We start from the raw sequence: 10,877 nt of genomic DNA, 5'->3' as shown, positions 1-10,877 counted from the left end.
CAATTGCATCTATAGTGCTAGACGTTAATGCATCATAAGGGTTACGGTCAATTTCTACCGGCTCGGCATCAGGGCAATTGACAGTGTAGCGACTGCCCTCAATACTCCCACTGATGCACTTGGCAAAATGGACTCATAACATCTAATAACGCTAATAAGATGGAGAGAATAACATGGAGTTATTACCAAATTTTTATGCAAAATCCTGTCTGAAAAATGGGTGTACCTTTAGCCTGCTTGCGCTGTCGTGTTCGGTATGGGCACAAACGGCAAATGAGAGTCGAGTTGCGGAACAGCCTGTGCTTGAAAACGTAGTGGTGACTGCGCAGCGCGTAGAACAAACTGCCAACGAAGTCGGGATGGATATTCAGGTCTTCACCGCCGAGCAGCTCGACAGATTACGTATTACAAGCGTGGCAGACCTCACTTCAGTGGTACCCTCCTTCACACTGTCTCAGAGCTATCAAGGTGTGCCAACCTATACGCTGCGAGGCATTGGTTTCAATACCGTCAACATGTCAGCAACCTCTACTGTCGGTATCTATCTGGATGAAGTGGCCTACCCCTACCCGGTGTTGAATGCCGGCCCCGTCTATGACATGCAGCGTGTCGAGGTGCTACAGGGGCCACAGGGTACGTTGTTCGGACGGAACACCACCGGTGGGCTGATTAACCTGGTCACCAACAAGCCGACTGACGAGTTTGAAGCGATGGTGCGCGCCGAGGGTGGCAACTACGAGACCGTTAATACCGAAGCCATGGTCAGTGGTCCGTTGGGCGAAACACTGGCTGGCCGACTCGCATTTCGTACGGAAGACAGCAATGAGGGCTGGCAGAAATCCAATACGCGAAGCGATGACCTCGGCGAGGTGCACCGCTACGGCTATCGCGCGATGCTTTCGTTCAGGCCAATGGATCAACTCGACCTCAGCCTGTCGTACAACGGCTGGAAAATTAAATCCGATACGCTGGCAGCCCAGGCAATTGGCCTTAGTCCGGCAACCGAGAACAGCCCCTACAATGCCGCTGGCCTCACCGACTACCTGGCAAACAATCAGCCCGACAGGGCAGAGGAAGCAGACTGGGCACCCGCCTCAGTCCGTGGCGCTGACATCGGCACCGGCCTCGGCCTGCCCGGCGATCTGGATGAGAACAGCCACCTCAATGCCTATGCGCTGCATGCAAACTATGCATTCAACGATGAACTGTCGCTGATATCCCTCACCGGCTACCAGGACATGAAGCGCAAGGGCCTGACCGATTTCAGTGGGGCGCCCTATGAGATCCTGCTACAGAACCTCGACGGCAAGATAGAGAGTTTCTCCCAGGAACTGCGACTTGAAGGCGCAGCAGACAAAGTACGTTGGCTGGTGGGCGTCTATTACACTAACGATCAGGTATACGACTCCAACCGCACGCTGCTGGGGCAGAACGCCAATGTCGGCCTGGTGCGAGCAACCACGGTAAGCTTACTCGGCTCACCTTTCAATTCTGGCGGCTATACCGAGACACAAGCCAACCAGTCATTTCGCACGTTCCGCGACCACGCTGATATCGACTCAGATTCATGGAGCGTGTACGCAAACGCTGACTGGACATTGAGCGACGAACTCAGCCTCACCACTGGTGTGCGCTATACCCGCGATCAGCAGGATTACAAAGGCTGCTCCGCGGACTTCAATACCAATATGTTGCCCAACGTCAATGTCACCAATCGCTTCCTGTTCAATTCATTCTACGGCCAACTGGCGGAGCCAATCACCGAGGGCGAGTGCAATACCTTCGATACCAATACCGGCCAGTTTGGTGAAGTTCGCTCGCACCTGGACGAGGACAATGTGCCCTGGCGGGTCGCACTTAACTGGCAGTACAACATTGATACTCTGATGTACGCGTCCATTTCAGAGGGCTTCAAGTCAGGCACCACACCCGTGAACGCTGCGAACCTGGCCGTGCAGAATGCACCGGTGAAGCAGGAGCAACTACTGGCCTACGAACTGGGCCTTAAAGCCACCCTGATGCAGCAGAGTATGCAGTTCAACGTGTCCACCTTTTACTATGATTACAAGGACAAGCAACTAGCTGTGTATTTTGCTGACCCGATCTTCACTACGCTGGCCCGCCTGGATAACGTACCAAAGTCAGAAGCGTATGGGCTTGATACCCAGTTGACCTGGGCGCTCACGCCCGAACTGACTGCAATTCTCGCTGGCACACTGCTGCATACAGAAGTGAAAAATTATCAGGGCATCAATGCTGAAGGAGAGCCACAGGATTTTGACGGCGCCGAATTTCTCTACAGCCCCAAACGCTCCGGCAACATGACGCTCATGTACAACAGGCCTATCAGCAGTGGGCTTGGTGTGACCGCAAGTTTGAATGTGCACTACCAATCGAAATCACAGGCTGATCTCACCGACACTACCGTAGGAGAGGTTGACGGCTACACCACGACAAATGCCACACTTGGCATCCATACGCTCGATGGTCACTGGGATTTCACGCTCTGGGGCAATAACATCACGGACGAATATTACTGGCCCTCTGTCTCCCAGAACGCCAATACCATCGTGCGCTTTGCGGGCAAAACGCGCACTTACGGCGCCTCCCTCACCTACCGCTTTTAAGCTTGAGGGGGCACACCATGACAAGCGCAGCCACATCTGGCAACCGGGTAACGCCAACCATCGATTTCACGCAACCAGTGGGTGAACAAGCACTGACACCGCCGGACTCGCTTTCCTGGCGGGTATTCAAGAACCCGGTTGCGTTGTATATCGGCGGAACTACCGCTGTGCTGCTGGAACTGGCGGAGCCTCGCGTACGCTCCGGTGTATGGGATCACACAACCTTTCGCACCGATCCACTGGCGCGCATGCAACGCACCGGACTGGCGGCGATGGTCACTGTGTACGGTGCCCGTAGTGTGGCCGAGCAGATGATTGCAGGTATTACACGCATGCATAGCAAGGTTCGCGGCGAAACACCGGACGGGCGCACGTACTCGGCGCTGGAGCCGGAACTGATGGACTGGGTGCAAGTCACTGCATCATTTGGCTTTGTTCAGGCATACCACCACTTCGTTGCCCCCCTGTCCGACTCTGAACGAGACAGGTTCTATTCTGAAGCACAGTCCAGCGCTGAGTTGTATGGTGCTCCCGGAGCGCCAAAGAATGAGGCACAGCAAGAAGCCCTGTTCCAGCGCATGCTACCGCGGCTGGAAGCCTCAGACATTGTGTTCGAGTTTCTGGACATCATGAAACGCACCAAGGCCCTGCCCTTTTTACTGCGGCCACTGCAGCCTATATTTCTGCGAGCCGCCATTGCCATTCTCCCGCCCGCTGTCCGCAGTCGGCTCGATCTTGACGGCTACCATAAACTCAGTGGCTGGCAGCGCTTACTCGTTCGTACTCTCGGCGCGTTGACCGATCGAATCACGCTGCGCTCTGCTCCACCTGCTCAGGCCAGCCAACGAATGGGACTCCCGGCAAATTACCTGTACAAAAAAGCCCAGTAGCACGATGTACTAAAGGGTCTTGATACTAAAGTCTGGCGACAGCGTGCCCCGCTTTATGGGTAGAGCCTGCCCCTCTTTATGGGTAGAGCCTGCCCCTCTTTATGGGCACAGCGTGCCCCTGCATATGGGTGGGCACCACCCCGCGTCACCGGGTATGACCTGCTCTCACAGGGGGAAACTGTATCGTCATCTCATGACAGGTGTGAATAATAGAAGCTTGCGGATCCAGAATATAAAAAGCCCGCACTGGGCGGGCTACTTACCAAACCAGGCGTCACTCTATACTTTCTTACGCCGTGACCAGCTCAGGCCCGCGAGCCCCAGACCGAATAGTGCGAGCGAAGCCGGCGCGGGTACAGTACCAGGGCCTGACGCTTGATCGACATTGAGTATATGGAACTCCCAGTTTGCTGATCGAGCATCAGTATTGCTCCATACGCCGTTGAACATGGCCTGCGGCCCATACCCCTCGTCAAAAGTAAAATTGGGATTGCCGTCATGCATAAAGCCATCGGACAAGAGGGCACTGTTCGAGAAGTTGTCAAATTGTCCAATGCTCGCTGTATAGTCACCTGCGGCTAAGAAAACACTGAAATAGGTATCCCACTCGCCGTGATCGTATGACACGCCGTTTGACAGGGTACTGCCAGTATTATTGCCATCATCCTGTTCCTGCACCAGGTTTCCACTGGCATCCCAAATCGCCAGGATGGGATCAAAACCGAGCCCTGAATCCCCACTGAGCCATGAAGACGAAAAGATCGTGATGTTACTTGCGCTATTGACTGAGAAGTCTAAAAGCACAATGTCATTGTCGTTTGTGAAGGTCCCGCTGAAATCGAAATCCGCAGGAACCGCGAGCGCAGTGCCCGCTGTAGTCATCAATCCTGAAAAAACTGCCGCACTAAGTAAGTTGCGCATATTCCATAACCCTTTTTAAATATTCCATTTGTACGTCTGTACGCACAAGAATTAGCAAGTGCTATGCCAAACAAGATATTAGTTATATTAATTAAAGGGTTACTAGTTCTGTTCTGCATAAGCGACCCTACTGTGTAAATAATCCTGACGCTGCCTAGCCCTATGCATCTCGCATGCATTTGTCCTGTTCACGTAGTTTGGAGTGGACTCTATGCCAACTCACCCTGCGGGAAGCTCAAGCTGAAATTACCAGACGGTTACTGTAGTACGTGTATGCGTTTCCGTGTTCCATAAAAAACCCTGCAGCACGATGTACTACAGGGTTTGGTATTAAAGCCTGGCGATGACCTACTCTCACATGGGGAAACCCCACACTACCATCGGCGATGCATCGTTTCACTTCTGAGTTCGGGATGGGGTCAGGTGGTTCCAATGCTCTATGGTCGCCAGGCAAACTGGCTTGTCGTCGTCGGTCTCACGTCCCGGGGGACTGCCTCGTCTCAACAAATAGGGTGGTAAATCAAGCTGTCTGTTCTGTCTTTCTGAGTTGCTACACTGGACTTGTCACAACATCCGCTGTCTTCTCTTGCGTGTTGCTCGTAGCCTCGCATTACTTCAGCAGCGGCGCTTTCGCGTCCGTTGCCTGATAACACAAGCCCTGCAACAGCAAATAACTTGGATTATATGGTCAAGCCTCACGGGCAATTAGTACTGGTTAGCTCAACGCCTCACAACGCTTACACACCCAGCCTATCAACGTCCTGGTCTTGGACGGCCCTTCAGGAGACGTAAAGTCTCAGGGAGAACTAGTCTTGGGAGGGGCTTCCCGCTTAGATGCTTTCAGCGGTTATCCTGTCCGAACGTAGCTACCGGGCAATGCGTCTGGCGACACAACCCGAACACCAGGGGTTCGTCCACTCCGGTCCTCTCGTACTAGGAGCAGCTTCCCTCAATTCTCCAACGCCCACGGCAGATAGGGACCGAACTGTCTCACGACGTTCTAAACCCAGCTCGCGTACCACTTTAAATGGCGAACAGCCATACCCTTGGGACCGGCTTCAGCCCCAGGATGTGATGAGCCGACATCGAGGTGCCAAACACCGCCGTCGATGTGAACTCTTGGGCGGTATCAGCCTGTTATCCCCGGAGTACCTTTTATCCGTTGAGCGATGGCCCTTCCATACAGAACCACCGGATCACTATGACCTACTTTCGTACCTGCTCGACTTGTCAGTCTCGCAGTCAAGCTGGCTTGTGCCATTACACTAACCTCCTGATTTCCGACCAGGATTAGCCAACCTTCGTGCTCCTCCGTTACTCTTTGGGAGGAGACCGCCCCAGTCAAACTACCCACCACACAATGTCCCCGATCCAGATAATGGACCTGGGTTAGAACCCCAACGTTACCAGGCTGGTATTTCAAGGTTGGCTCCACAATGGCTGGCGCCACTGCTTCAAAGCCTCCCAGCTATCCTACACAAGTAAAGTCAGAGTCCACTGTGAAGCTATAGTAAAGGTTCACGGGGTCTTTCCGTCTAGCCGCGGGTACACAGCATCTTAACTGCGATTTCAATTTCACTGAGTCTCGGGTGGAGACAGTGTGGCCATCGTTACGCCATTCGTGCAGGTCGGAACTTACCCGACAAGGAATTTCGCTACCTTAGGACCGTTATAGTTACGGCCGCCGTTTACCGGGGCTTCGATCAAGAGCTTCTCCGAAGATAACCCCATCAATTAACCTTCCGGCACCGGGCAGGCGTCACACCGTATACGTCCACTTACGTGTTTGCACAGTGCTATGTTTTTAATAAACAGTCGCAGCCACCTGGTCACTTCGACCAGCCTCAGCTCAGGGAGCAAGTCCCATCACCAAAGCCGGCGTACCTTCTCCCGAAGTTACGGTACCATTTTGCCTAGTTCCTTCACCCGAGTTCTCTCAAGCGCCTTGGTATTCTCTACCTGATCACCTGTGTCGGTTTACAGTACGGTTCCTCATTATCTGAAGCTTAGAAGCTTTTCTTGGAAGCATGGCATCGACCACTTCGCGTCTCCTTTCGAAGACACTCGTCATCAGCTCTCAGCCTGGGGGTTCCGGATTTACCTAAAACCCCAGCCTACAACCTTAAACAGGGACAACCAACGCCCTGATGGCCTAGCCTACTCCGTCCCTCCATCGCAATAATAAGAAGTGCAGGAATATTAACCCGCTTCCCATCGACTACGCATTTCTGCCTCGCCTTAGGGGCCGACTCACCCTGTCCCGATTAGCGTTGGACAGGAAACCTTGATCTTCCGGCGGGGAGGTTTTTCACCCCCCTTATCGTTACTCATGTCAGCATTCGCACTTCTGATACCTCCAGCAAACCTCCCGGTTCACCTTCAACGGCTTACAGAACGCTCCTCTACCATGCCTACAACCCGAAGGAAGTAAGCATCCGCAGCTTCGGTTACCAATTTAGCCCCGTTATATCTTCCGCGCAGGCCGACTCGACTAGTGAGCTATTACGCTTTCTTTAAAGGATGGCTGCTTCTAAGCCAACCTCCTAGCTGTCTAAGCCTTCCCACATCGTTTCCCACTTAACTGGTATTAGGGACCTTAGCTGGCGGTCTGGGTTGTTTCCCTTTTCACAACGGACGTTAGCACCCGCCGTGTGTCTCCCGCGATTGTACTCCTGGGTATTCGGAGTTTGCATGGGGTTGGTAAGTCGGGATGACCCCCTAGCCCAAACAGTGCTCTACCCCCCAGGGTAAGACGCGAGGCTCTACCTAAATAGATTTCGAGGAGAACCAGCTATCTCCGGGCTTGATTAGCCTTTCACTCCGAGCCACAGGTCATCTCCGCATTTTTCAACATACGTGAGTTCGGTCCTCCAGTGCCTGTTACGGCACCTTCAACCTGCCCATGGCTAGATCGCCCGGTTTCGGGTCTATTGCCTGCAACTATGTCGCCCTATTAAGACTCGGTTTCCCTACGCCTCCCCTAAACGGTTAAGCTTGCTACAGACAATAAGTCGCTGACCCATTATACAAAAGGTACGCAGTCACCCCATCACTAAGCAATCTGCTTCTTTAGGGCGGTTGATCGTCGCTACGCGACGCTAACCCTAACAAATTACTTCGTGACAATCTCATCACCAAATCGCTTAGTGATGGGGCTCCCACTGCTTGTACGTATACGGTTTCAGGTTCTATTTCACTCCCCTCTCCGGGGTTCTTTTCGCCTTTCCCTCACGGTACTGGTTCACTATCGGTCAGTCAGTAGTATTTAGCCTTGGAGGATGGTCCCCCCATCTTCAATCAGGATAACACGTGTCCCGACCTACTTGTCGCAAGCTCAGTACCACAATCGTGTTTTCGTGTACGGGGCTATCACCCTCTATCGCCGGACTTTCCAGACCGTTCCACTAACACAACTGCTATCACTTGCAGGCTACTCCCCGGTCGCTCGCCGCTACTGGGGGAATCTCAATTGATTTCTTTTCCTAAGGGTACTTAGATGTTTCAGTTCCCCTCGTTCGCCTCCTACACCTATGTATTCAGTGCAGGATACCTGGCTTACACCAGGTGGGTTTCCCCATTCGGACATCTCCGGATCAAAGGTTGTTTGCCACCTCCCCGAAGCATTTCGCAGGCTACTACGTCCTTCATCGCCTCTGACTGCCAAGGCATCCACCGTATACGCTTAGTCACTTGACCATATAACCGAAGTTATCTGTTCCCTTCAGACCTCAAACTGCAAGATCCTTCGGATCGCTCACTTTGGCTTCAAACTGCAAAACCAAATCAAACGCCAAGAAGACAGTTCCCCGACCCCCTTAACACAGGCCAGGTACTTAGTAGACAAAGACCGATCAAAGTCTTTGCCCGCCGGATGTTTGTGACGCTTAAGTCACAGTGTTTATTACAACTCGTTGTAGCAACGGGGAATTGAAACCCGCTACTACAGAACAATTTATCTATGAATCGCTCTTGTCACCCATCAGCCCCGAAGGACTTCCGACTGCCAAGCTACAATTCAAAGAATCAGCTTAATTTACCTTGTTAAAGAACTTTCCGGTTGTTAAAACCAGAACGAAGTCCATTCAATCCAATGGACTTCGTTCTGATCTCAGTGATGCGAGACGAACATTCAAATGAAGACGTGCTGGTGTTACCTAAAAGAAGTGGTGGAGCTAAGCGGGATCGAACCGCTGACCTCCTGCGTGCAAGGCAGGCGCTCTCCCAGCTGAGCTATAGCCCCTCAAAAGCGTCACCAGCAACCACAAAGCCTGCCAAGTAAACCAAATCGTTTCAGATCGAGGCGCCGTGACGCGTAGTGTGCGAACAGCACATGAGCGTTGCGGCAACGAAGAGCTGGAGCGATTTGGTAGGCCTGGGCAGATTTGAACTGCCGACCTCACCCTTATCAGGGGTGCGCTCTAACCAACTGAGCTACAGGCCTGTTTTGACTTGTCTGCCTGCCGGCCTGGCCGCGTTGCAATACTCGTTCAGTCAGTCACGTACTCATGTACGCTCCCTCCCTCTCTCGCATCGCGCCTTGCCAGCCCACCAGCATCCTGCGCCAAAACCCGCCGATATTCATCAGTGGGTCACAGGTCCGCTCGTGATTTCTTTCGCATCAACCGATTAGATGAAGACAAATGTGTGGACACTCATCAGGTAGTGTCACTATCGTTTAAGGAGGTGATCCAGCCCCAGGTTCCCCTAGGGCTACCTTGTTACGACTTCACCCCAGTCATGAATCACAAAGTGGTGAGCGACCTCCCGAAGGTTAGTCTACCCACTTCTTTTGCAACCCACTCCCATGGTGTGACGGGCGGTGTGTACAAGGCCCGGGAACGTATTCACCGTGGCATTCTGATCCACGATTACTAGCGATTCCGACTTCATGGAGTCGAGTTGCAGACTCCAATCCGGACTACGAAACGTTTTGTGGGATTCGCTCCAGCTCGCGCCTTTGCAGCCCTCTGTGCGTTCCATTGTAGCACGTGTGTAGCCCAGGTCGTAAGGGCCATGATGACTTGACGTCGTCCCCACCTTCCTCCGGTTTGTCACCGGCAGTCTCCTTAGAGTTCCCACCATTATGTGCTGGCAACTAAGGACAAGGGTTGCGCTCGTTACGGGACTTAACCCAACATCTCACGACACGAGCTGACGACAGCCATGCAGCACCTGTCTCTGAGTTCCCGAAGGCACCAATCTATCTCTAGAAAGTTCTCAGGATGTCAAGACCTGGTAAGGTTCTTCGCGTTGCATCGAATTAAACCACATGCTCCACCGCTTGTGCGGGCCCCCGTCAATTCATTTGAGTTTTAACCTTGCGGCCGTACTCCCCAGGCGGTCTACTTATTGCGTTAGCTGCGCCACTAAGAAATCAAGTCTCCCAACGGCTAGTAGACATCGTTTACGGCGTGGACTACCAGGGTATCTAATCCTGTTTGATCCCCACGCTTTCGCACCTCAGCGTCAGTATTGAACCAGGAGGCCGCCTTCGCCACTGGTATTCCTCCATATATCTACGCATTTCACCGCTACACATGGAATTCTACCTCCCTCTTTCATACTCTAGTCGGCCAGTATCAACTGCAGTTCCCAGGTTGAGCCCAGGGCTTTCACAGCTGACTTAACAAACCGCCTACGCGCGCTTTACGCCCAGTAATTCCGATTAACGCTCGCACCCTCCGTATTACCGCGGCTGCTGGCACGGAGTTAGCCGGTGCTTCTTCTAAAGGTAATGTCAGGGCTAAACGCTATTAACGTTTAGCTTTTCTTCCCAATTGAAAGTGCTTTACAACCCTAAGGCCTTCTTCACACACGCGGCATGGCTGCGTCAGGCTTTCGCCCATTGCGCAATATTCCCCACTGCTGCCTCCCGTAGGAGTCTGGACCGTGTCTCAGTTCCAGTGTGGCTGATCATCCTCTCAGACCAGCTAAGGATCGTCGCCTTGGTGAGCCTTTACCTCACCAACAAGCTAATCCTACGCAGGCTCATCTGATAGCGTGAGGCCCGAAGGTCCCCCACTTTCACCCTTAGGTCGTATGCGGTATTAGCTTGCGTTTCCACAAGTTGTCCCCCACTACCAGGTAGATTCCTACGCGTTACTCACCCGTCCGCCGCTCTACTCACACCGAAGTGCTTTCGCGCTCGACTTGCATGTGTTAAGCCTGCCGCCAGCGTTCAATCTGAGCCATGATCAAACTCTTCAGTTTAATCTTTTACCTCTGCCTCAAGAGACAAGAGGGGATGTTTACGTGGTTAACCCCACTTCAACACCCAAATCTAAGGCTCAGATACAATTCGAAAATCAAAAATTACAATGAATTAATGAGTCACTTGTTGTATCTGAATAGTTGCGACAACTATCCCAACAAGTGCCCACACATCTGTCTTCATCTGATTGTTAAACAACATCTGATACCGCCGGGGTTCAGATATCCG

3 protein-coding genes, 2 tRNA genes and 3 rRNA genes are annotated in these 10,877 nt (G+C 52.7%); 2 read left to right on the top strand and 6 right to left on the bottom strand.

Annotated features, from left to right (window positions below; genetic code table 11):
* The first annotated feature begins 299 nt into the window (after window positions 1–299).
* Window positions 300–2,627 carry a TonB-dependent receptor gene (locus tag AC0L6S_RS00040; RefSeq protein ID WP_473426365.1) on the top strand — a complete coding sequence of 776 codons (2,328 nt, stop codon included), beginning with the start codon at window positions 300–302 and terminating at the stop codon, window positions 2,625–2,627.
* 17 nt (window positions 2,628–2,644) lie between these two features.
* Window positions 2,645–3,517, top strand: coding sequence for an oxygenase MpaB family protein (locus AC0L6S_RS00035; protein ID WP_473426364.1), 873 nt, complete (start codon window positions 2,645–2,647; stop codon window positions 3,515–3,517).
* A gap of 279 nt (window positions 3,518–3,796) precedes the next feature.
* On the opposite strand, the gene AC0L6S_RS00030 is transcribed toward AC0L6S_RS00035, so the two are convergent.
* The 6 genes from AC0L6S_RS00030 to AC0L6S_RS00005 all read right to left on the bottom strand — a co-directional run bounded on the left by AC0L6S_RS00030 (window position 3,797) and on the right by AC0L6S_RS00005 (window position 10,648).
* The gene (locus tag AC0L6S_RS00030) at window positions 3,797–4,438 is read right to left on the bottom strand and encodes a DVUA0089 family protein (RefSeq protein ID WP_473426363.1); all 642 of its coding nucleotides are present in this window, start codon (window positions 4,436–4,438) and stop codon (window positions 3,797–3,799) included.
* Between the two features lie 335 nt (window positions 4,439–4,773).
* Window positions 4,774–4,889: ribosomal RNA gene (gene rrf / locus AC0L6S_RS00025) — 5S ribosomal RNA — on the bottom strand.
* A 233-nt stretch (window positions 4,890–5,122) separates the two neighbouring features.
* A 23S ribosomal RNA gene (locus tag AC0L6S_RS00020) occupies window positions 5,123–8,134 on the bottom strand.
* A 468-nt stretch (window positions 8,135–8,602) separates the two neighbouring features.
* A tRNA-Ala gene (locus AC0L6S_RS00015) sits at window positions 8,603–8,678 on the bottom strand.
* 124 nt (window positions 8,679–8,802) lie between these two features.
* Window positions 8,803–8,879 (bottom strand) — tRNA-Ile (locus tag AC0L6S_RS00010).
* A 235-nt stretch (window positions 8,880–9,114) separates the two neighbouring features.
* Window positions 9,115–10,648: ribosomal RNA gene (locus tag AC0L6S_RS00005) — 16S ribosomal RNA — on the bottom strand.
* The 16S, 23S and 5S rRNA genes sit together here with 2 tRNA genes alongside, the layout of an rRNA operon.
* Between the last annotated feature and the right edge of the window lie 229 nt (window positions 10,649–10,877).

The sequence above is a fragment of the Halioglobus sp. D3-4 genome (assembly GCF_055809315.1).
This window is presented reverse-complemented; position numbering and strand designations above follow the sequence as displayed.